The organism is Kocuria sp. CPCC 205261 (assembly GCF_040981025.1).
Lineage (GTDB): Bacteria > Actinomycetota > Actinomycetes > Actinomycetales > Micrococcaceae > Kocuria > Kocuria marina.
The window spans coordinates 117,937-139,038 of record NZ_JAVKPU010000009.1 but is presented as its reverse complement, the minus strand read 5'-3'; the positions used below and the strand labels follow the sequence as shown (position 1 = coordinate 139,038).

21 protein-coding genes are annotated in these 21,102 nt (G+C 69.7%); 3 read left to right on the top strand and 18 right to left on the bottom strand.

Going from position 1 to position 21,102, the window contains the following annotated elements:
- Position 1: 1 nt before the first annotated feature.
- Positions 2-1,051 (bottom strand): N-acetyl-gamma-glutamyl-phosphate reductase, encoded by a 1,050-nt coding sequence (gene argC, locus RF646_RS10290; RefSeq protein WP_131333958.1) that lies wholly within the window; start codon positions 1,049-1,051, stop codon positions 2-4.
- A 192-nt stretch (positions 1,052-1,243) separates the two neighbouring features.
- On the opposite strand from argC, the gene RF646_RS10285 reads away from it, so the two are divergent.
- A complete protein-coding gene (locus tag RF646_RS10285) occupies positions 1,244-2,221 on the top strand; it encodes a quinone oxidoreductase (protein ID WP_313362062.1) in 978 nt (325 codons plus the stop codon).
- Between the two features lie 69 nt (positions 2,222-2,290).
- Here RF646_RS10285 and RF646_RS10280 read toward each other — a convergent pair whose 3' ends face one another.
- The 8 genes from RF646_RS10280 to infC all read right to left on the bottom strand — a co-directional run bounded on the left by RF646_RS10280 (position 2,291) and on the right by infC (position 9,901).
- A complete protein-coding gene (locus tag RF646_RS10280) occupies positions 2,291-2,902 on the bottom strand; it encodes a hypothetical protein (RefSeq protein WP_368835909.1) in 612 nt (203 codons plus the stop codon).
- Between the two features lie 31 nt (positions 2,903-2,933).
- On the bottom strand, positions 2,934-5,486 hold the full coding sequence (gene pheT, locus RF646_RS10275) for a phenylalanine--tRNA ligase subunit beta (protein ID WP_368835908.1): 2,553 nt from the start codon (positions 5,484-5,486) through the stop codon (positions 2,934-2,936).
- Positions 5,487-5,490: 4 nt separating this feature from the next.
- Positions 5,491-6,549, bottom strand: a complete 1,059-nt coding sequence (gene pheS / locus RF646_RS10270; protein WP_064845938.1) for a phenylalanine--tRNA ligase subunit alpha — start codon at positions 6,547-6,549, stop codon at positions 5,491-5,493.
- 149 nt (positions 6,550-6,698) lie between these two features.
- The gene (locus RF646_RS10265) at positions 6,699-7,142 is read right to left on the bottom strand and encodes a (deoxy)nucleoside triphosphate pyrophosphohydrolase (RefSeq protein ID WP_368835907.1); all 444 of its coding nucleotides are present in this window, start codon (positions 7,140-7,142) and stop codon (positions 6,699-6,701) included.
- A gap of 48 nt (positions 7,143-7,190) precedes the next feature.
- Entirely contained in the window at positions 7,191-8,147 is a 957-nt protein-coding gene (locus RF646_RS10260) for a TrmH family RNA methyltransferase (RefSeq protein WP_368835906.1), read from the bottom strand.
- 8 nt (positions 8,148-8,155) lie between these two features.
- Complete coding sequence (gene rplT, locus RF646_RS10255; RefSeq protein WP_035963276.1) at positions 8,156-8,542, bottom strand: 50S ribosomal protein L20; 387 nt, start codon at positions 8,540-8,542, stop codon at positions 8,156-8,158.
- A gap of 92 nt (positions 8,543-8,634) precedes the next feature.
- Positions 8,635-8,832, bottom strand: a complete 198-nt coding sequence (gene rpmI / locus RF646_RS10250) for a 50S ribosomal protein L35 (RefSeq protein ID WP_035963278.1) — start codon at positions 8,830-8,832, stop codon at positions 8,635-8,637.
- Positions 8,833-8,950: 118 nt separating this feature from the next.
- Positions 8,951-9,901, bottom strand: a complete 951-nt coding sequence (infC, locus tag RF646_RS10245) for a translation initiation factor IF-3 (protein WP_368835905.1) — start codon at positions 9,899-9,901, stop codon at positions 8,951-8,953.
- A gap of 362 nt (positions 9,902-10,263) precedes the next feature.
- Here infC and RF646_RS10240 point away from each other — a divergent pair, with 362 nt between their 5' ends.
- A complete protein-coding gene (locus tag RF646_RS10240) occupies positions 10,264-10,734 on the top strand; it encodes a DUF1844 domain-containing protein (RefSeq protein ID WP_144932648.1) in 471 nt (156 codons plus the stop codon).
- A gap of 116 nt (positions 10,735-10,850) precedes the next feature.
- Here RF646_RS10240 and RF646_RS10235 read toward each other — a convergent pair whose 3' ends face one another.
- The 7 genes from RF646_RS10235 to RF646_RS10205 all read right to left on the bottom strand — a co-directional run bounded on the left by RF646_RS10235 (position 10,851) and on the right by RF646_RS10205 (position 15,986).
- Positions 10,851-11,804, bottom strand: coding sequence for an SseB family protein (locus RF646_RS10235; protein WP_368835904.1), 954 nt, complete (start codon positions 11,802-11,804; stop codon positions 10,851-10,853).
- Complete coding sequence (gene priA, locus RF646_RS10230) at positions 11,797-12,546, bottom strand: bifunctional 1-(5-phosphoribosyl)-5-((5-phosphoribosylamino)methylideneamino)imidazole-4-carboxamide isomerase/phosphoribosylanthranilate isomerase PriA (protein ID WP_368835903.1); 750 nt, start codon at positions 12,544-12,546, stop codon at positions 11,797-11,799. The genes RF646_RS10235 and priA overlap by 8 nt, the downstream gene beginning before the upstream one ends.
- Positions 12,547-12,654: 108 nt before the next feature.
- Positions 12,655-12,816, bottom strand: coding sequence for a hypothetical protein (locus tag RF646_RS10225; protein WP_167318643.1), 162 nt, complete (start codon positions 12,814-12,816; stop codon positions 12,655-12,657).
- Positions 12,813-13,508 (bottom strand): imidazole glycerol phosphate synthase subunit HisH, encoded by a 696-nt coding sequence (hisH, locus tag RF646_RS10220; RefSeq protein ID WP_368835902.1) that lies wholly within the window; start codon positions 13,506-13,508, stop codon positions 12,813-12,815. The genes RF646_RS10225 and hisH overlap by 4 nt, the downstream gene beginning before the upstream one ends.
- Positions 13,509-13,525: 17 nt before the next feature.
- Positions 13,526-14,143 (bottom strand): imidazoleglycerol-phosphate dehydratase HisB, encoded by a 618-nt coding sequence (gene hisB, locus RF646_RS10215; protein ID WP_144932642.1) that lies wholly within the window; start codon positions 14,141-14,143, stop codon positions 13,526-13,528.
- 156 nt (positions 14,144-14,299) lie between these two features.
- Positions 14,300-15,403, bottom strand: a complete 1,104-nt coding sequence (locus RF646_RS10210) for a histidinol-phosphate transaminase (RefSeq protein ID WP_368835901.1) — start codon at positions 15,401-15,403, stop codon at positions 14,300-14,302.
- A 151-nt stretch (positions 15,404-15,554) separates the two neighbouring features.
- A complete protein-coding gene (locus RF646_RS10205; protein WP_085106695.1) occupies positions 15,555-15,986 on the bottom strand; it encodes a LysM peptidoglycan-binding domain-containing protein in 432 nt (143 codons plus the stop codon).
- Positions 15,987-16,266: 280 nt separating this feature from the next.
- On the opposite strand from RF646_RS10205, the gene lexA reads away from it, so the two are divergent.
- A complete protein-coding gene (gene lexA, locus RF646_RS10200; RefSeq protein WP_368835900.1) occupies positions 16,267-17,037 on the top strand; it encodes a transcriptional repressor LexA in 771 nt (256 codons plus the stop codon).
- 239 nt (positions 17,038-17,276) lie between these two features.
- Here lexA and RF646_RS10195 read toward each other — a convergent pair whose 3' ends face one another.
- A complete protein-coding gene (locus tag RF646_RS10195) occupies positions 17,277-19,331 on the bottom strand; it encodes an ATP-dependent DNA helicase (RefSeq protein ID WP_368835899.1) in 2,055 nt (684 codons plus the stop codon).
- Positions 19,328-21,031: a GTPase HflX gene (gene hflX / locus RF646_RS10190; RefSeq protein WP_368835898.1), complete on the bottom strand. Its 1,704-nt coding sequence runs from the start codon at positions 21,029-21,031 to the stop codon at positions 19,328-19,330. Before hflX ends, RF646_RS10195 begins: the two co-directional genes overlap by 4 nt.
- Positions 21,032-21,102: the final 71 nt, after the last annotated feature.

Genomic DNA, 21,102 nt, shown 5'->3' with positions numbered 1-21,102 from the left:
TTCACGGTGCCACGCCCTGCGCGGCGAGGCCCGAGGTCTCGGGGAGGCCGAGGGCCAGGTTGAGGGACTGCACGGCGGCTCCTGCCGTCCCCTTGGTCAGGTTGTCGATGGCCGCGCTCACCACGAGCCGCCCGGCGTGCGGGTCCACGGCCAGCTGCAGCGCCACGTGGTTCGAGGCCTGCACCGACTTGGTGGTGGGCCACTGCCCCTCGGGCAACAGGTGGACGAACGGCTCGCCGTCGTACGCGGCGCGGTAGGCTTCCCGCACAGCTTCCTCGGTCGTGCCCGGGCGCAGCACGGCGGTGGCCGTGGTGAGGATGCCGCGGGGCATGGGGGCCAGGGTGGGGGTGAACGAGATCCGCACGCCCTCGCCTGCCGCCCATCCCAGCCCCTGTTCGATCTCCGGGGTGTGCCGATGCCCGCCGCCGACGCCGTACGGGGACATCCCCCCCATCGTCTCGGCACCGAGCAGGTGAGGTTTCAGGGCCTTGCCCGCGCCCGAGGTCCCGGACGCGGACACGATCACGATGTCCTGGGGAGACACCAGTCCCGCCGCCAGCGCGGGTGCCAGCGCGAGCAGCGATCCCGTGGGGTAGCAGCCAGGGACGGCGATCCGGGTGGCGCCGGGCAGGTTCTCTCGCTGCTTGCGGCCGTTCGGGTCCACGAGCAGCTCGGGCAGCCCGTAGGGCCACGTGCCGGCGTGGTCTGATCCGTAGAACGCTCCCCACGCTTCGGCGGACTCGAGCCGGTGGTCCGCCCCGGCGTCGATCACGACCGTGCCTGCGGGCAGCTGCTCGGCCAGCGCCGCGGACTGACCGTGGGGCAGGGCCAGGAACACGACGTCGTGGCCCGTGAGGTTCTGCGCGGTGGACTCGACGACGTCCCTGTCCACGAGCGCGTGCAGGTGCGGCTGGAGCGCCCCGAGCTTCTGCCCGGCGGAGGAGTGGGCCGCCACGGTGGCGATCTCGATGTCCGGGTGCCCGCACAGCAGACGGAGCACCTCTCCCCCCGCGTAGCCGGTGGCGCCTGAGACTGCAGCGGTGTAGGTCATGGGCTCCACCATACCGTATTCCTATGCACTCCACTCAATATTTATGCATAACGCCTTCCAAATCTCCGCGCGGCTGACCGCCCGCCCCGACGTGCACTGCCTTGTGCCGGGAGGTGCCGCAGCGCGAGACTGACGGGGACGCCGTCGTGCCCCTCTGCGAGCACGGCACCCCGCTGCGAGGAGGAACTGACAATGAGCGAGACCACGATGCAGGCGATCGTCGCGCACGAGCCCGGTGGCCCGGAGGTGCTGCGCCCGGCCGAGGTGCCCGTCCCCGAGCCCGGCCCCCGGGAGGTCCTCGTCCGGACCGAGGCCACCGGTGTGAACTTCATCGAGACCTACCAGCGCTCCGGCGTGTACCCCGTGGACTTCCCGTTCACGGCAGGCTCAGAGGGCACTGGCGAGGTCGTGGCTGTGGGCTCAGAGGTCACCACCGTGCGGACCGGTCAGCGCGTGGCAACCTCCGAGGCCACCCGCACGTACGCGCAGTTCTTCACGGTGGAGGAGGACAAGGCGCTACCCGTGCCGGACGGCATGGACCCTCAGACCGCCGGTGCGCTGCCCCTGCAGGGACTCACGGCGCACTACCTGGTGCGGTCCACGTTCCCCGTGCAGCCCGGGCAGACCGCGGTGGTCACGGCGGCCTCCGGCGGTGTGGGCGGGCTGGCCATCCAGCTGCTCAAGCGCATCGGCGCCACCGTGATCGCGCTGACCTCCACCCCGGATAAGGCCGCGACGGCCAAGCGCCTCGGCGCGGACCACGTGCTCGGCTACGAGGGCTTCGCCGAGCGCGTGCGCGAGCTCACGGACGGTCTGGGCGCGGACGTGGTCTATGACTCTGTGGGCCGTACGACCTTCGACGAATCCCTCGCGGCCACCCGCGTGCGCGGGACCACCGTGCTCTTCGGGGGCTCCTCCGGCCAGGTGCCCCCGCTGGACCTGCAGCGGCTCAACAGCTCCGGGGCGCTCTACGTGACCCGCCCGTCCCTGGCTTACTACACGCGGGACCGGGACGAGCGCACGTGGCGCTGGGGCGAGCTCATGGACGCCGTGACCTCCGGGGGCCTCGAGGTCCGGGTGGGCGCCACGTACCCGCTCGGCGACGCCGCCGCCGCGCACCGCGACCTCGAATCCCGCGGCACGCAGGGGAAGCTCCTGCTGCTGCCGTGAGACGACACCGCCCCGTGGGTCCGGGAGCCCACGGGGCGGTGCGCCGCAGGCTTGCGCCGGAGCGGAGATCTAGGTGCCTGCCCGCACCCCGCGGTGCACGCGGCGCGCACCCCAGGCCGTGAGGCCGATGCAGAACAGCGCGCCCATCCCGAGTGCCGCGGCGCGGACCCGCTGGCCGGTGACCATCGAGTCCGTCACCCCGCTGTCCCCGTAGGAGCCGGGCTCGCCCGTCTCCACGACCGTCAGGTGACCGTTCTGCTCCGCGAGCAGGGCGTCCACCTCCCGCGGGAAGTCGGAGTCCTGGACACCCGTCTGGGTGCCGCGGAACGTGATCTGGTTCCCCTCGGTCTTCTTGACGGGATCGTCGAGCCGGTTGTCGAACGGGTAGCGTTCGGTCAGCTCGTTCTTGGGCATGATGCCCGCGTAGATCCCGTTGTAGTCCTGGGTCACGAGGTCCTTGGTGAGCGTCTGGTACGTCCCGGAGACGACCATCGACTCCCCCGCCCACTCCTCCAGCCGGGAGGCCTTGTCGAAGGACAACGCCGAGGCCAACCCCAGCCCCAGGGTCACGACTGCCCCCAGCAGCACGATGAGGACGATCCACCATCCTCGGGCACCACCGGGTCGTGTCTCCTGGTCGTTCTCGTCGAAATCGATGAGTTCCTGGGTGTCGTGGCTCACGGTATGACTTCTCCTGGCTGGTGGGGGGTGATCAGCTTCGGATCTCAGCGCCGTGCTCCCTGTGGGCCGCATCCACCGCGTTCTCACGGGCCTGGGAGGCCTCGTCCGCGGTGAGGGTGCGGTCCGCGGCCCGGAACCGCAGGGCGATCGCCACGGACTTCTTGCCCTCGGGGATGCCCTTGCCCGCATAAACGTCGAAGACCTCGGCGGCTTCGAGCAACTCGCCCGCTCCCCGACGCACCGTGGTCAGCAGGTCGGCCGCGGGGACGCTCGCGTCCACCACGAGTGCGACATCCTGGGTGGCCGCGGGGTAGCCCGAGATCACCTGGGCGGTGACCGCCGAGGCCTCGCGATCGAGCAGCGCGGACAGGTCGAGTTCCACGGCGCACGTGCGCTCGGGCAACCCCTGGGCCGCGACGAGCTTGGGGTGCAGCTCTCCCGCCATACCGATCACGGCGCCGTCCTGAGTGCTCAGCTGCGCGGTGCGCCCGGGGTGGAACGCGTGATGCGAGCCCTGGGTGACCCTCAGCTCCACGCCCACGCTGCGTGCGGCGAGCACGGCGACGTCGAGCGCGTCCTGCCAGTCCAGGGTGCGCGGCGTAACCCACGGGCCTGCAGCGGCGTCGTGCCCCGTGAGCACCGCGGCGAGCCTGCGCGGCTGGTCGGGGACGGCGGCGTCGAGCCGTTCGAGCTCCGGAGCGGCCGGGCGCACGCCGAGCGGCGGGATGGGCTGGGTGTCCGGGGTGTAGCCGTCCGCGAGGAACACGTGGCCCATCTCGTAGAGGGCCAGGTCCCGCAGTCCGCGCGAGTGGTTGCGCTTGAGCACCCCGAGCAGCCCGGGCAGGATGCTCACCCGCAGCAGGGACTGGGCCTCGCTGATGGGGTTCGCGAGCTTGATCGACGCCACGTGCTCACCGTCCGCGCTGCCCCACAGGTCGTTGTCCGCCTGGGACACGAACGGGTAGCTGAGCACCTCTGTGAGCCCGGCGGCCGCGAGCGTGTTGGCCACGCGGCGTCGTGCGGCCTGCGAGCGCGTGAAGCCGCGCCCGGGAGGCGCCACGGGGAGGCGATCGGGGATCTTGTCGTAGCCGTCCAGACGCGCGACCTCCTCGACGAGGTCCTCCTTCTCGAGCAGATCCGGGCGCCACGACGGCGGGACCACGGTCCAGCCGTCCGCGGTCTCCGTGACCTCGGCGCCGATGGCCACGAGGCTGCGCTCGACGACCTCTGGAGAGTAGTCCACTCCAACGCGCGCCGCAGGGTAGCCCGCAGGCAGCTCGATCGCGGCGGGGCGGTCCGTGTGGTCCACGTCCGTGACCCGCCCGGAGTCCGTACCGCCGGCCAGCTCCACGAGGAGGTCGACGACGCGCTGCGCAGCAACCGGCGCGAGCTGCGGGTCCACGCCGCGCTCGTATCGCTTGGACGCCTCCGAGGGAAGCTTGTGTCGGCGGGCGGTGCGGGCGATCGAGACCTCGTCGAAGCGCGCGGCCTCCACGAGCACGCGCGTGGTGTTCTCCCCGACCTCGGTCGCGGCACCGCCCATGACGCCGGCGAGGCCCACGGGGCCGGACTCGTCCGCGATCACGAGGTCCTCGGTGTTCAGCTCACGGGACTTGTCGTCCAGCGTGGTCAGCTTCTCGCCGGCCCGCGCACGGCGCACGGTAATCCCGCCCTGCAGGGTGTCCGCGTCGTAGTTATGGATCGGCTGGCCGTACTCGAGCATCACGTAGTTGGAGATGTCCACGGGCAGGCTCAGGGAGCGGATCCCGGCCAGGCGCAACCGCGACACGAGCCACTGCGGGGACGGGATGGATGGATCCACGTTCTCCACGATGCGCACCGCGAAGCGGTTGCACCCGGCGCGGCCGTGGATCGGGGCGTCGTCGGACACGGTCACGGGGAACCCGTCCTCGGTGGACGCGGGCACCCGCGGCGCGAGCTCCGCCACGGGATCCGTGAACGGTGCGCGCACCGCGTGGCAGTACTCGCGGGCGATCCCGCGGATCGAGAACGCGTACCCGCGGTCCGGGGTCACGTTGACCTCCGCCGCCGAGTCGTAGAGACCCAGCAGCTCCAGGGCGTCGGAGCCGATCTCGGGGTCCAGCCCGATCCGAGACAGCACCAGGATGCCGTCGTGGTCGTCGCCAATGCCGAGCTCGCGCACGGAGGCGATCATGCCTGCCGAGATGTGGCCGTAGGTCTTGCGCGCGGAGATCCGGAAGTCACCCGGCAGCACCGCACCCGGAAGGGCGACGACCACCTTGTCACCCACCGAGAAGTTGTGGGCACCGCAGATGATTCCCTGGACGCCCGAGGGGTCGATGCCCTTGCCCGTCAGCGTCTGCTCATGGCCCTCCGGCACCACGCGCACGGAGCACCAGTTCACGGTCTTGCCGTTGGAGTGGGTCTCGGGCTCCATGGAAAGCACCTGGCCTACCACGATCGGACCGGAGAGGGAGTCGGAGGGGCGGTGGACGTCCTCCTCCTCAAGACCCACCTTCACGAGGGTGGCCAGGACGTCCTCCGCGGTGGCGTCCTCGGGAACGGGCGCGTACTCGCGCAGCCATGACAAAGGAACTCGCATTGCTCTAGATCTCCATCCCGAAGTGTTCGCTGAAACGGACGTCGCCCTCGACCATGTCGTGCATGTCCGGGACGTTGTTGCGGAACATCAGGGTCCGCTCGATGCCCATGCCGAACGCGAACCCCGAGTAGCGCTCGGGGTCGATCCCCGCGGCCCGCAGCACGTTGGGGTGCATCATGCCGCAGCCACCCCACTCAATCCACCGCGGTCCGCCCTTGGCGGTGGGGTGCCACACGTCCAGCTCCGCGGAGGGTTCGGTAAAGGGGAAGTAGTTGGGCCGCAACCGGATCGCGGCCTCCGGGCCGAACATGGTGCGCGCGAAGTGGGTGAGGGTGCCCTTGAGGTCCGCCATGGACAGCCCTTCGTCCACGGCGATGCCCTCCACCTGGTGGAACACCGGGGTGTGGGTCGCGTCCAGTTCATCCGTGCGGTAGGTCTTGCCCGGGCACACCACATACACCGGCAGCTCGCGCTCCAGCAGCGAGCGCATCTGCACGGGTGAGGTGTGTGTGCGCAGCACCAGGTGTGACGACGGCGGGTCCACGAAGAACGTGTCCTGCATCTGCCGCGCCGGATGGTCCGGCTTGAAGTTCAGCGAGTCGAAGTTGAACCACTCGTGCTCGAGCTCCGGTCCCTCCGCGACCTCCCAGCCCATGCCCACAAAGATGTCCCCGATGTGGTCCATCAGGTTGGTCAGGGGGTGCCGTCCGCCCAGCCGACGACGCCGCGTGGCCGCCGTGACGTCCACCGCTTCCTCCACGAGGATGCGGGCATCCCTCTCCTCCTCGAGCACGGTGGCGCGTGCCGCGAGCGCCTTGTTCACGCGTCCGCGGGCCTGCCCAACCAGCTTGCCCGCGGTGGCCTTGGCGGCCTTGTCCAGCCCACCGATCGCACGGTTGGCCAGCGCCAGCGGGGATTTCTCCCCCGTGTGGGCCAGGCGAACGGTCTTCAGCTCGGAGAGGTCGGCGGCGGCCTCGATCTCACGCAGTGCGTGCTCGAGGGCGGCCGTCACCCCGGCCTCGTCGGTGGGGTCCACCGCGGCGGACGGTGTGGTCTCGGACATGGTTTCTCGCGTTCCTACTGGCGGACGGTGTTCTCACGAGCTCGCTCCCCCTGTGGGTGAGCCGCTTTTCGTGCAAATGCCCGCAGCGTGGCCGGTGCGGGCAGGGTCAGTCTAGTGGAGGACCCATGGCGTCCGCTGACCCGGCGGGGTCATGGGGCGAGCTGTCCCAGCAATGCCCGCACGATTGGAAGGTCCGCCGGGATCCACGGCAAGGCCAGTACGGCGTCGGGGTCACTCGACGGAACCCACCGCACGGCCAGGTGATCGGTGCCCACCACGGGTGTATCCGCAGTGGTTCCGGTCCACACTCGCATCGCGGCCTTCTCGGACAGTGGCCATCCCTGAGCATGGGGGCCTGAGATTTCAGCCAGAAGCTCCACCCGCACCGACAGCTCCTCCGCGCATTCGCGCACGAGTGCGTCCTCGGCGCTCTCCTCCGGTTCCTGCTTGCCGCCCGGGAACTCCCACAGCCCGCGCAACGTCTCGGGGTAGGCGCGCTGGGCGGCGAGGAACGCGGTGGGGTGATGTGCGTCGTCGACCAGGGCCACCCCGACCACCTGGGTCCGGAAGCGCGCGGGGAGATCGGAAGTCATAGTGTTCAGTGTGTCATCGACAATTCGGACAGCGCGGAGAGAGAAGCGTCAGCGATCGAAAATCCGGCGCTGGGCTTGCGCCGATGCATACAGACACACGGTCGCAGCGGTGGCCACGTTGAGCGATTCGGCGGCCCCGTACAGCGGCACCGCCACAGACAGATCCGCGGCCGCGACCTCCGCTTCCGACAGTCCCTGCGCCTCATTACCGAACAGCCACGCGGTGGGCTGCTCGAGGGGATACGCCACGTCACCCGAAGAAATGCCCGCGGCGCGCAGCACCGCGGCGTCGGCCAGCTCGGAGACCGTCATGGAGGCATAACCATCCGCGGCGAGCACGCCCATGCCGTGCTCACGAGCCGCTGCGACGACCTCGGCGAGTTCCATGCCCGTGAACACTGGGACGTGGAACAGCGACCCCGCAGAGGAACGCACGGATTTCGGGTTGAACGGGTCCACGGTGCCGGGAGTGCACAGCACGGCATCTGCGCCGGCGGCGTCCGCGGTACGGATCACGGTGCCGGCGTTACCCGGGTCCTGCACCCGGACCAGCATGCCCACCAGGCGTGCGGCACCGAGGGCGCGAGCGGCGTCGTCAGAGGAGCCCGACGCCTCAGACGCGTCCAAAGCAGAGGAAGGGAAGCGGCACACCGCCAGCATCCCCTGCGGCGTGGCCGCATCGGTCATGGCCGCGAGTACCTCCGGGGTAACCGCCCGGACGAACACGTCACCGCGGTCGGCGACCGCCGTGAGGTCCGAGGCGATCCCCGGATGCCGGTCGAGCTCCTGCAGGGTCACGTACACGGCATCGAGCCGCGGCAGCCCGGGAGCGGGAGAATCCGCGAGCGCGAGACGGACCGCCTCGCGCACGTTCTGCGGGCCCTCGGCGCGGAACAATCCGCGCTTGGAACGCATCGAGCGCCTGGTCAACGCGGCCACGTCCTTGACCCGATCGGCTCGGGGGTTGGACAGCAACCGGTCTTCCAGGCGCTCGACGAACGTCACAGCGGCACTCAGGCGGCGGTGCGGGGCGCGGAGGTGTCCTCCGGCAGGGCGTCCTTGGCCACGCGGACCAGGGTCGCGAACGCGTTCTCGTCGCTCACGGCCAGCTCGGCCAGCATGCGACGGTCCACCTCGACCTCAGCGGCCTTCAGGCCCTGGATGAAGCGGTTGTAGGTCAGACCGTTCGCGCGGGCGGCGGCGTTGATGCGCTGGATCCACAGCCGACGGAAGTCGCCCTTCTTCTTGCGACGGTCGTTGTAGGAGTAGGTGTACGAGTGGAGCATCTGCTCCTTGGCCTTGCGGTACAACCGGGACCGCTGACCGCGGTAGCCCGAGGCCTTCTCCAGAACTTCACGACGCTTCTTGTGGGCATTGACCGCCCGCTTCACACGTGCCACGTGCGTACTCCTAACGATTCGGTTCCGACCCCTGCCGGAACATGACTACCCGCCGCGCAAACGCGGCGCTGACGAAATGGAAGAGGAAGGGCCTACTTGGCCAGCATCCGCTTGATGGCCTTGGCCTCACCCGGCGTGGAGACGATCTGGTCGCCCGCGAGACGGCGGGTCAGACGCGAGGACTTGTGTTCCAGGTAGTGGCGGCGGTTGGCCTGCTGGCGTTTGACCTTGCCCGAACCGGTGAGCTTGAAACGCTTCTTGGCACCGCTGTGGGTCTTCATCTTCGGCATGGTGGCCGTCTCCTTTTACATCGACCGGTGGGGCACACCGGTGGGTCGCGACACACGGCCGCGACCACGCTGGTGTCGGGCGATCACACGCCCAACGCTGTCAATTCCTGTGCCGCGGTTACTTCTTGGCGGGCCCGGGCTTGAACGCCCCGGGTTTCGGTGCCGCGGGCTTGGCCGCCGCGCTCGGCTTCGCGGGTGCGGGCTTCGCACTCGGCTTCGCGCTTGCAGCGGGCTTGGGGCTCGCTGCGGGCTTGGGTGACGACGCCGATGCGGTACCCGCCTGCGCCGCCGCCGGCCTGGCCGCTGCGACCTTGGCGTCCGCGGTGGCCTGCTGTGCAGAAGCCTCGGGCTGCGCCGGAACCTGGGTGGCTTCGGTACCGGACGCCGGCGCCCCGGTCTCCTGGACCTTGTCCTCCGCCGCGATGGGAGCGCTCTGCGAGCTCTCCGCCTGCACGGTGGCCGCCTGACGCAGTTCCGCCGGGAACGCATCCCCGATGGACTGGGTCACGGACTCGGCATGAGAGGTGTCCACCCGCTGCTTGCGCTGGTTCTCGGACTGCGACGTCTCCCGCTGCTTCTGCTTGCGGGCCTCAGCGCGAGCCTCTGCCTTGTTCTTGAGCGGACCGATGACCATGACCATGTTGCGACCGTCCACGCGGGGCGCGGTCTCCACGACACCGACCTCGGCGACGTCTTCCGCGAGCCGCTCGAGCAGGCGCACACCCATCGCGGGGCGCTGCTGCTCACGACCGCGGAACTGGATCATGGCCTTGACCTTGTCCCCCGCGGAGAGGAAGCGCTTGGCGTGACCCACCTTGGTCTCGTAGTCGTGCGTGTCGATCTTCAACCGGAAACGCACTTCCTTGAGCACCGTGTTGGCCTGGTTCTTGCGCGCCTCACGAGCCTTGACCGCAGCTTCGTACTTGTACTTGCCGAAGTCCATGAGCTTGGCCACGGGGGGCTTGGCGTTGGGTGCGACCTCGACCAGATCGAGATCCGATTCTCGGGCCAGCCGCAGCGCGTCCTGCACGCGAACGATGCCGACCTGCTCGCCGCCAGGTCCGACCAAGCGGACTTCCGGGACACGGATTCTGTCATTGATACGTGGATCGCTAATGCCAAGCTCCTGAGTTCGTGGGTTTCCCCGTGGTTGGGTCCTGGACCACAACGAAAAACCTCCGCTGCGGCACGCGCGAGCGGAGGTGAGAACCACACAGAGACCGAGATGACACGACCGTTATGAAAACGGCGTGGTCGTTCGGTCACGAACCCGGGCACCTGGTGCCGTGTGATCGCGTCACTCGGCGGGCGGCGGCGGGTGGGAGTCATCTCCGCTTGCACACTGTCCACCAATATAACCCATCCGGGGGCGCCGGGGCCAGTCGGACGACGGCCCCGCGCCGGACGATACCGCTGTTCTACAGTGGTCCCATGTCCGAGCAGCCGCGCTCCGAGCGCTTCGAATTCACCGACACCGCATCGTCCCAGGGTCCCGCCCACGGTCACGACGCCGCCCACGACCACGGCGCCTCCGATCCCGGTGCACTGCCAGACGAGACCCTCGCCGAGGTGAACAACCAGATGCGTGACATCGCCGAGGTCCCCGCGGTCGAGGTCATCACGACCGCCGCCGTTCACCTGATGAGCGCCGCCGCAGTTAAGTGCGGTCTGGCCGCAGAGGAGAACGCCGAGGAACTCAAGGACCTGGACGAGGCGCGCAAGCTCATCATCGCCCTGGCAGGTCTGATCACCGCTGCCGCCCCCGAAATCGGCTCCCAGCACGCCGGCCCGTTGCGCGACGGCCTCAAGTCCCTCCAGCTCGCGTTCCGCGAGGCCTCCCCGTTCCCCGACGCCCCCGGCGCCGGACCCGGCGAAAAGTTCACGGGCCCGGTCTACGGCTGAGCGTCAGTCCCGTTGAAGCCCTTTTAAGGAACGCGACGCGCGACCGGTGGTCGTGCGCCGCGTTCCTCTTGGTGACGTCAGACGGCGACGTCACGCTGTGATCTCACGCAGTGACCTCACGCGGTGAGCCGGACCTCGATCGAATCCACCGCCTTCGCCATGACGGGCTGGGCCGCGAGCTGCTGTTGGTAATGCCCCACTGCTGCCTGTATTTCGTCGGCGGACAGCCCCACCCGCAACTGCAGGGTGACCGTGAGCTCCGGGCCCTCGCCCCCACCGCGTAACGCGGCGCCGTCGGACCGCGCGGCATTCACACCGCGACCCGGGCCGGCGAGCGCCGCCACGATCTCCGAGCGCCCGAGTGCCGCGCGCGTGACGGCGTCGTCCACCGCGACATCCCGGTACGACGGCGTCCACTCGTGTCCCTGTGCCACGGCCCACAGGGCGGGGCGCCGGACCACGAAGGCCGGATCCGCCCCCGGATCCACGACAAGCAGCGCGGAGCCGTCTTGCACCGCGGACAGCGCGGCGCGGCGGATGTCCGCGGCGACCGGTCGGGCCCGGGCGTTCCATGCGGTCAGTGCACTGGTGGATGTGAACACCGGCAGGGCTTTGCGGCCGTCAGCGGCCTGCAAGCTCACGAGGGCCATGTCCGCTTCCTTGTCGGAGACCAGGCCGTCCTCGGTGATGTGGGACTGGGACACCTGCGCCACGATGGGCACGAACACCCGGATCCCGGCGAGCGCGGCCACGACCTCCTCCTCGCCCACTGTCCCCGCGCGCCATGCGTCAAGTGCGCAGGCGACATTCGGATCCGCGGTGCCGGGGTCGTCGGGAAACTGGTGGGTGTGGCTCGTACCCTCCCCCAAATTGCGACCCTCCCACGACTGACCGCCGGTGTCTGTGGGGCCACCGGCCGAGCGCAGCTGGGCGGCGATGTGCGCGGGAAGGGCGCGAGCGCCGTCGGCCCCGGAAACGCGTGCGCTGGGGCCGGAAACGTCGTGGTCACCGCGCCCGGAGGGCGGGTGCGCTTCGCATCCGGGCCCGCGATCCGCGCGGTGCTCAGGCACTCGGGCGACCGGCGACGTCCAGGGCTTCGGCCAGGGTGAACTTGCCGGCGTAGAGCGCCTTGCCCACGATCGCGCCCTCGATGCCGGCGGGGACGAGCTCGCGCAGCGCGGCGAGGTCCTCGAGAGACGAAATTCCGCCCGAGGCCACCACGGGCTTGTCCGTGCGGCGGGCGACCTCGGCCAGCAGCTCGGTGTTGGGCCCGCGCAGCGTGCCGTCCTTGGTCACGTCGGTGACCACGTACCGCGCACAGCCGTCGGCCTCGAGGCGCTCCAGCACCTCCCACAGGTCGCCGCCGTCCTTGGTCCAGCCGCGCGCGGCGAGCGTGGTGCCGCGCACGTCCAGACCCACGGCGATCCTGTCCCCGTGCTCGGCGATCACGCGACGCGTCCACTCGGGGTTCTCGAGCGCCGCCGTGCCCAGGTTAATGCGCGCGGGGTCCAGGGTCAGGACGCGCTCGAGGGATTCGTCGTCCCGGATCCCGCCGGACATCTCGATCCTGAGGTCGAGGTTCGCAGCCACGCGGCGCAGGACCTCGATGTTGTCACCGCGACCGAAAGCGGCGTCGAGGTCCACGAGGTGCAACCATTCGGCGCCCGCGTCCTGCCACGCGAGGGCGGCCTCGAGCGGATCGCCATAGCCGGTCTCGGAGCCGGCCTCCCCCTGGACCAGGCGCACGGCCTGGCCCCCTTGAACGTCCACCGCGGGCAGCAGTTCCAAACGGCGTTCGGTGGTCTCGGTCATGTCTCTCCTCACGTGGCGCCCGCGGGCGCCGTGGTGGTCCGGTGGTTGATTGGATTGTCGCGGTGCGGCGCGCGCCCCGTACCCGTTGACGACGGCACTACGCCCGGTTCACACGCTCGTGAACCACGAGTAGCCCCCGTAGCCGATCAACACGAGGGCCACCAACGCGAGCAACACCACGCTCCACAGCGGCTTGCGCTGCTGATGGAAGGAGATCGCCCCGCCCACGAAGAACGCCCCCGCCACGAGCAGCAGCACCGATGCGGTCATGCCGGGACCCCCGAACCCGGTGCGGGGATGCGCCCGGCCATGCGTCCGGTGCGCGGCAGCGTGGACAGCCAGTTGCGCAGCAGGGCGATCCCCGCCGCGGAGGACTTCTCGGGGTGGAACTGCGTGGCGCTCAACGGACCGTTCTCCACGGCGGCCACGAAGGGCGCTCCGTGCTCGGACCAGGTGACGCCCGGGGGCACCATGTGCTCGATGCTCTGGTCGAATTCCCACTCCCGCACCCCGTAGGAGTGCACGAAGTAGAACCGCTCGTCCTCGATGCCGCGGAACAGTACCGAGCCCTCCGGCGGGCGCACCTCATTCCAGCCCATGTGCGGGACCACCGGAGCGTCGAGGCGTTCCACGGTCCCGGGCCACTGTGCCAGTCCCTCGGACTCGTGACCGTGTTCCACGCCGCGGTCGAACATGACCTGTAGGCCCACGCAGATCCCTAGCACCGGACGGCCACCGCTCAACCGGCGATCGATGAGCCGCGGGGCGTCCACCGCGCGCAATCCCTCCATGACGGCCGCGAAGGCGCCCACGCCCGGGACCACGAGACCGTCCGCGTCCATGACGTCGCGCGGATCGGCGCTCAGCACCACCCGCGCGCCGGCCTCCTCGAGGGCGCGCACGGCAGAGCGCACATTGCCCGCGCCGTAGTCCAGGACGACAACGCTCGACGCCTCCGTCATGTTCTGCTCCGCCCCGTTCACAGGGCGCCCTTGGTGGACGGGACCACGCCGGCCATGCGGGCGTCGGGCTCCACGGCTTCGCGCAACGCCCGCGCAAGCGCCTTGAACTGGGCCTCGGCAATGTGGTGCGGATCGCGGCCGCGGATCACTTCCACGTGCAGGCACAACTGGGCGTGGTAGGCCAGGGACTCGAAGACGTGGCGGGTCATCGACCCGGTGAAGTGACCACCGATCAAGTGGTATTGCTGGCCCTCCGGTTCACCCGTGTGCACCACGTAGGGTCGCCCGGACACGTCCACCACGGCGGACGCGAGTGCCTCGTCGAGCGGCACGGTGGCCTGCCCGAAACGGCGGATCCCCCGCTTGTCCCCGAGTCCCTGGCGCAGCGCATCACCCAGGACGATCGCTGTGTCCTCGACCGTGTGGTGGACGTCGATGTCCGTGTCCCCGTGGGCCTGGATGTCCAGGTCGATCAGGGAGTGCTTGGACAGTGCCGTGAGCATGTGGTTGTAGAACGGCACCGTGGTCTCGATCGAGGACGTACCCGTCCCGTCCAGGTCCAGGCTCACGCGCACGGTGGATTCACTGGTCACGCGTTCCACCGTGGCGGTGCGGTGGTTCTCGACTGCGCTCATGAAAGACGACATCTCCTCGGGGACGACGCCCGGCGACGGCTCGGCGGGCGGGTCCAGTCTAGATGGCTGGGGTGGGACCATGGGGCCGCGCTCCGACCGGTCCCACGGTTCGAGACGAGCCGGGCCGGTTCAGAATCTTGGCCCGGACGGTCCGGCTCAGAACCGGGCGAGGTAGGACTCCACGGCCTCGAGGAACGCGGTGGTCTCCGCTTCCGTCCCGGCGGTGACCCGTAGGTGGCCGGGGATCCCCACGTCCCGCACGAGGACGCCCTGGTCGAGCAGACCCTGCCACATGGCGTGGGCGTCCCCGCCGCACTCGAAGAACACGAAGTTGGAATCGGATTCGGCGGGGGTCAGGCCCAGTCGCTTGAGCTCGTCCACGATCCGGTCGCGCTGCAGTTTGATGTCCTCGACCGTGCCGAGCAGTGTTTCGTGGTGTTCGAGTGCGGCCAGTGCGGTCGCCTGGGTCACCGAGGACAGGTGGTACGGCAAGCGCACGAGGCGCATAGCGTCCGCAACGGAGCGGTCCGCGGCGAAGTATCCGAGCCGTGCACCCGCTAACGCGAACGCCTTGCTCATGGTGCGCGTGACGATGAGCCGGGGACGGCCGGGAAGCAGGGTTAGCGCCGAGGAGGTTCCGAAGCGCGCGAACTCGGCGTAGGCCTCGTCCACGACGACGATGGTGTTGCGGTCCTCCCCCGCCTCGTACACGGCCTCGACGACGTCCAGTCCGAGCGCGGTCCCGGTGGGGTTGTTGGGCGAGCACAGGAACACGATGTTCGGGGCGTGCTCGCCCACCTGGCGAGCCGCCGACTCCGCGGACAGGGAGAAGTTCGCGGCGCGCTCCCCCGCGATGAACCGCGTTCCGGTCCCGAGGGCGAGCAACGGGTACATCGAGTACGTGGGGACGAAGCTCAACACGGAGCGCTCCGGCCCACCGAAGGCCTGCAGGATCTGCTGCAGGATCTCGTTGGACCCGTTGGCGGCCCACAGATTGTCCTCGGTCAGCTCGTGACCCAGATAGGACGCTAGGGCGGTCCGCAGATTGGTGAAGTCCCGGTCCGGGTAGCGGTTCAGGGACGCCGCGGTATCGGTGACGCGCCGCGTGATGGCCCGAACCACGGGCTCGGGAACCGGATGGGTGTTCTCGTTGGTGTTCAGTGCGACACGGACTTCCAGCTGGGGAGCACCGTAGGGAGACAGGCCCCGCAGGTCGTCGCGCAGCGGAAGGGCTTCGAGAGAATCATCACGAGAATTCACCAGACCAGTCTATGGACTCGGCGCATATCCGGTCACACGACGTCTCACGGTGTGTCGATTCCCGGACCAGTCGTGACACCGCCCGGAGCTTGTCGGCGCACCAGGAGTCGCTCACTTGGCACCGACGGATCACGTCACCGACGGGTCACCGTCAGCGGGACGGGACCTCCAGGACCTGACCGGTGTGCAGGGTGGAGGACGTCAGACCGTTGAGCTCGGCGATGTCGTTCATGACCTCGCGGGTGTCCCGCTGCGGGTCCGCGACGGCGGCGATCTCCCATAGGGTCTGGTCCGCCTGCACCGTGACACTGTGGGTCACGGGCGCCCCCGCCGGTTCCGTGGATGCCTTGACCGTGGGCGGCAGCAGGAAGACGGCGGCGACCACCAACAGGGCCGCCGCTCCCGTGACGAAGGGCAGTCCGATCAGGAAGAACCGGCCGCGGCGGGTGAGCTGCAGCGGCGAGTGAGCGGCGCGCGGGGCGGCCTGGACGGACGCGGCACGGGCCGACGTACGAGCGCGCACGGCGGCGGAGGACGCAGCCGTGGCGGAACGAACGGATCGCGACAAGGTGAGAGCGGTCATGGCTACCTCCTGGTGATCTGACCGGATCCACCCGAAGGTGGCGGTGTTCGAACGCGAAGCGTATTTAGAACACATTTTCGAATCTCTACCAACAGTTCTAGCACGGGTGTACGAATGCTGTCGAGGACCTTTTCGAACACATATTTGAACCCGGGGACGCGCGCAGGTTAAGCTCGAGGTCACACAGGAGTTAGTTGACCCCACGTCTCCGACACGCATAAGCGGCCTCCGCGGCCCACCGCAGGGTGTGCACAGCGTGGACGGTGAAAGGACCCCGCACGTGAGCATTTCTTCCCCGAATCAGCAGGCGTCCGACCGACGCTCGCGCACGCTCACCCCTCGACAAGCACGGATCCTCGGTGCCGTGCAGCGCTGCATCACCACGCGCGGCTACCCGCCGTCCATGCGTGAGATCGGTGACACCGTGGGTCTGGCGTCCCTGTCCAGCGTGACCCATCAGCTCGGCCAGCTCGAGAAGTGGGGCTACCTGCGCCGGGATCCGCGCCGACCCCGCGCCATGGAGGTCCTGCGCCCGTTGAGCGTGGAGGAACTCGACCGCCACCTGGGGCCGGCCGACGAGCCCGCGGGTTCCGTGGAGTCCTTGGCGACCCGCGCATCGGGCGCCGCGTCCCCCGCGGTGCACACCATGGGCGACCTGCCCGCCGCGGACGACGACGCCATGGTCCCCGTACCGCTCGTGGGGCGCATCGCCGCCGGTGGTCCCATCACCGCCGAACAATCGGTCGAGGAGGTCTACTCCCTGCCACGGCAGTTCGTGGGTCACGGCCAGTTGTTCATGCTCAAGGTCTCCGGGGACTCCATGATCGACGCTGCCATCTGCGACGGCGACTGGGTCGTGGTGCGCCAACAGAACTCCGCGCAGAACGGGGACGTCGTGGCTGCCCTGCTGGACGACGAAGCGACCGTCAAGACCTTCCGCCAGCGCGACGGCCACACGTGGCTGCTGCCCCAGAACACCCGCTACGAACCCATCCTGGGTGATCACGCGACCGTGATGGGAAAGGTCGTCTCGGTCTTCCGCTCCCTGTAGCTCGCCCTCCGAACGGTTCCGGGAACCGCGCGTCGCGTCACGCGGGACCCGGCGGCGTGCACCGCCTCGGAACCGCCCGTGCTCGCGCTCCGGACCACGGGCCCGCGCTCACAGGGCTGCGGCGCGCGCCGTAATACCGTGCGCCGACCCGCGCATGATCCGGCGGGGAGCGCACGGAGGCACTCAACGCGCGTCTCCCTAGACGGCACCACGGATGTGAGCACAGCGACGTCGAACGCTCAGGAGCGCGCCAATCGCTCTAACGCCCCGAGAACGGTCGAGCGGTCCGTGGTGGGCCACAGCGGCGGGAGGGACCGGGCCAGGAAGGACCCGTAGCGCGCCGTGGCGAGCCGCGAGTCCAGCACGGCGACGACGCCCTTGTCCCCGCTCGCACGGATCAGTCGGCCGGCGCCCTGCGCCAGGCGCACCGCGGCGTGGGTGGCCGAGACCGACATGAACCCGTTGCCGCCTGCCCGTTCGGCCGCGCGTGTGCGGGCGGTGCCCAGGGGATCGTCCGGGCGCGGGAACGGGATCCGGTCGATCACGACCAGTCGGCACGATTGCCCCGGCACATCCACTCCCTGCCACAGGCTCATGGTTCCGAACAGGCTCGCTGAGGGATCGTCGGTGAATTCCTTGACCAGGGACGGCAGGGAGGCGTCCCCCTGGCACAGGATGGGCAGCTCTGTACGATCGCGCAGCGCCTCCGCCGCGTCCTCCGCGGCCCGGCGGGACGAGAACAGACCGAGCGCGCCGCCGCCCGAGGCCTCGAGCAGCCCGAGCAGTTCCTCGAGTTGCTCTTCCGAGACGCCACGGCCGGGTTTCGCGAGGTGCTTGGCCACGTAGAGGATGCCCTGGCGGCGGTAGTCGAAGGGGCTGCCCACGTCCACGCCCCGCCACGCGGGGGACCCCGGGCCCTGCAGGCCGAGAGCCCCGGCCGTGGACGAGAACGATGACCCCACGGCCAGGGTCGCCGAGGTCAGCACGACCGTGCGCCCGTCGAACAACCCCTCCCGCAGGGGCCCCGCGACGCTGAGCGGCGCGATGTTCAGGGTCGCCGGTTCCCCTTCGGACATTCCCACGTATCCCTCGGTGGGCGACCAGCGACCCACGCGGGAGATCCACAGGACGTCATGGGCGGTGTCCGCCGACAGCATGCGTTCGGCGGTGTCCAACAGCTCGGACAATCGTGAGCGGGCCGCGTGACGTGCCGCGTCCTCGCCCTTGGAATCGCCCTTGGTGTCACTGAGCCCCGTGCGCGCGGCATCCTGAACGCCACCGACCGCGTAGACCTGCTCCTCGGTGAAGCCTCGTGGCAACAGTCCGGACGGGTCGGGGTCGAAGGCGAGATCGAAGGCCTGCGCGGCCTTCTCGAGTGCATCGCTCGACGCCGCGGTGTGCTTGCGCACGGCCGTGGCCGCCGCTCGTACCGCGGCGGCGGACAGCGACGCGGTCACGGCACCCGTGACCCGGTCCCGCAGCTCATGGGCCTCGTCAACGATCACGACGTCGTGCTCGGGCAGGACCGCGAGCCCCTCGAACGCGTTGATCGCGAGCAGCGCGTGGTTGGTGATCACCACGTCCGCCTCGCCGGCCTCGGCCCGGGCGCGCTCGGCGAAGCACTCCTCCACGAGGGGGCACTTGCGCCCCAGGCACTCCTTGGCGGTCACGGAGACCTGCCGCCACGCGGCGTCCGTGACACCCGGCTGGACGTCGTCCCGGTCCCCGGTCTCGGTGGTCTCGACCCATTCCCGCAACCGCAGCACCTGCTGGGCCAAGCCACCGAGGGGGCGATCCGCGCCCCCTGCGGCGGGTCCCGAACCGGGGACGTCGAACAGGGCGCCGTCGTCGTCCGGGTAGCCGCCCTCGACCTTGTGCAGGCACGCGTAGTTGGAGCGGCCCTTGAGCAGCGCGACGACGGGGCGGTCGTCCAGTTCGTCCTCGAGCGCGTCGAGCAAGCGGGGGACGTCCCGGCCCGTGATCTGGGACTGCAGGGCCAGCGTGGCCGTGGCCACGACCACGGGCTTGTCCGCGGTGCGGGCGTGGCGCAGGGCCGGGACGAGGTATGCGAGCGACTTACCCGTACCGGTCCCTGCCTGGACCAACAGATGCCGGCCGGTCTCGAGGGCCTCGGCGACCTTGGCCGCCATGAACCGCTGTCCCTCCCGACGCTGCCCGCCCAGCGCGGTCACGGCGGAGTCGAGGAGCTCGAGCGTGTCCACCGCGCCGGGCAGCGTTTCGGGGCGGACGTCCGAGAGGTCGTGCCCCGCTTCGTCGACGAACGATGCGCTCATGCTCCGGCGGGATCCTCCGCGGTGGGCGCGGCGGCCGGGCTCCCGAGCTCCAACACGCGGTAGGGCTCGAGTTCGCCCACGAGTTCCTCGCGAACGCGCACACGCAACCGCGTGCCCTCGGGAGTGTGTTCCGTGCGCAGGATCTCGGCGTCCTGGGCGTGCAGCCGGGAGACCACCTCGCCGTGAACGTAGGGCACGAGCAGTTCCATGTCGTGGTTGGGGCGCGGAATAGCGGAGGAGATCAACCGCTGCAATTCCTCGATGCCCTCTCCCGTGCGCGCCGACACGGCCACCGACGGGTGCTCGTGATTGCGCAAACGGCCCAGCACCACGGGATCCGCGATGTCGGCCTTGTTCAGGGCCACAATCTCCGGGATGTCATTGGCCCCCACGTCCGTGAGGACGTCCCGCACGGCCTTGAGCTGACCCTCCGGATCCGGGTGGGAGGCATCCACTACGTGCACGATGACGTCCGCGTCCGCGACCTCTTCCAGGGTGGAGCGGAAGGCCTCGACCAACTGGGTGGGCAGCGAGCGCACGAAGCCCACGGTGTCCGCGAGCGTGTAGCCGATCCCGTCCGGGGTCTCGGCCTTGCGCACCGTGGGATCCAGCGTGGCGAACAGCGCGTTCTCCACGAGGACCCCGGCATCCGTCAACCGGTTGAGCAGGGACGACTTACCCGCGTTGGTGTACCCCGCGATCGCGACCGAGGGCACGGAATGACGCTTGCGGTTGAGTCGCTTGGTCTCACGCGCCGGCTTCATGGCCGCGATCTCCCGACGCAACTTGGCCATGCGCTGGCGGATCCGGCGCCGGTCCAGTTCGATCTTGGTCTCACCGGGACCACGGCTACCGATGCCCTCACCCGAGGCCGCACGGCCACCGGCCTGCCGGGACAGCGACTCACCCCAACCACGCAGACGCGGGAGCATGTACTCGAGCTGCGCCAGCTCCACCTGCGCCTTGCCCTCCTTGGACTTGGCGTGCTGGGCGAAGATGTCCAGGATGAGGCCCGTGCGGTCGATGACCTTGACCTTCACGACGTCCTCAAGAGCACGACGCTGCGACGGCGCGAGCTCGGCATCCACGATGACGGTGTCCGCACCGGTCGCGGCCACCACGTCCTTGAGTTCCAGGGCCTTGCCCGAGCCAAGGTACGTGCCGGGGTCCGGGGTCACGCGCCGCTGCAGCAGACCGTCCATGACCTCGGAACCGGCGGTCTCCGCGAGCGCCGCGAGCTCACGCAGCGAGTTCTCCGCATCGGCCAGGGTCCCGCTCGAGAACAGACCCGCCAGGACGACGCGCTCGAGCCGCAGCTGCCGGTACTCGACCTCGGTGACGTCCTCGAGCTCGGTGGACAGTCCGGCGACACGGCGCAGCGCGTGACGTTCGGCGAGGTCCTGCTGATCGCCGTCGGATTCGACCTGGACGTGGTCCGCGTCCGCGAGCTCACGGGCGCGGCCCAGGTGATCGTGTCCGCCGCCCGCGGCGTACGACGCGTCGTGGTCGCGGGCGCCGTGGACGCCCCGTTCATCGTCGAAGTCGTCCTGACCGGCGTCATGTACGTGGGTGGGTTCGGAGCGTGTGCGCGCACGGGCCAGGACACGCGAGACGACGTCCTCCAGTTCCGGTCCGGTCAGTTCCGCGGAGTGTCCGGGCTGCCTCGGAGCGGGATTCTGGTGCTGGTGAGATTGCGTCATATTTCCTTGATCTATGGCTGGAGACGGTTGACCAAGTCTAGCGCCGGGCACTGACACGACGGGCAGGGGCA

Coding starts and splice junctions, on each gene's coding strand:
- pheT (WP_368835908.1), bottom strand. CDS start 5,486: ATGCGAGTTCCTTTGTCATGGCTGCGCGAGTACGCGCCCGTTCCCGAG.
- RF646_RS10240 (WP_144932648.1), top strand. CDS start 10,264: ATGTCCGAGCAGCCGCGCTCCGAGCGCTTCGAATTCACCGACACCGCA.
- rpmI (WP_035963278.1), bottom strand. CDS start 8,832: ATGCCGAAGATGAAGACCCACAGCGGTGCCAAGAAGCGTTTCAAGCTC.
- RF646_RS10195 (WP_368835899.1), bottom strand. CDS start 19,331: ATGAGCGCATCGTTCGTCGACGAAGCGGGGCACGACCTCTCGGACGTC.
- RF646_RS10265 (WP_368835907.1), bottom strand. CDS start 7,142: ATGACTTCCGATCTCCCCGCGCGCTTCCGGACCCAGGTGGTCGGGGTG.
- pheS (WP_064845938.1), bottom strand. CDS start 6,549: ATGTCCGAGACCACACCGTCCGCCGCGGTGGACCCCACCGACGAGGCC.
- priA (WP_368835903.1), bottom strand. CDS start 12,546: ATGACCGAGACCACCGAACGCCGTTTGGAACTGCTGCCCGCGGTGGAC.
- RF646_RS10205 (WP_085106695.1), bottom strand. CDS start 15,986: ATGACCGCTCTCACCTTGTCGCGATCCGTTCGTTCCGCCACGGCTGCG.
- hflX (WP_368835898.1), bottom strand. CDS start 21,031: ATGACGCAATCTCACCAGCACCAGAATCCCGCTCCGAGGCAGCCCGGA.
- hisB (WP_144932642.1), bottom strand. CDS start 14,143: ATGAGCGCAGTCGAGAACCACCGCACCGCCACGGTGGAACGCGTGACC.
- argC (WP_131333958.1), bottom strand. CDS start 1,051: ATGACCTACACCGCTGCAGTCTCAGGCGCCACCGGCTACGCGGGGGGA.
- hisH (WP_368835902.1), bottom strand. CDS start 13,508: ATGACGGAGGCGTCGAGCGTTGTCGTCCTGGACTACGGCGCGGGCAAT.
- RF646_RS10225 (WP_167318643.1), bottom strand. CDS start 12,816: ATGACCGCATCGGTGCTGCTGCTCGTGGCGGGGGCGTTCTTCGTGGGC.
- RF646_RS10285 (WP_313362062.1), top strand. CDS start 1,244: ATGAGCGAGACCACGATGCAGGCGATCGTCGCGCACGAGCCCGGTGGC.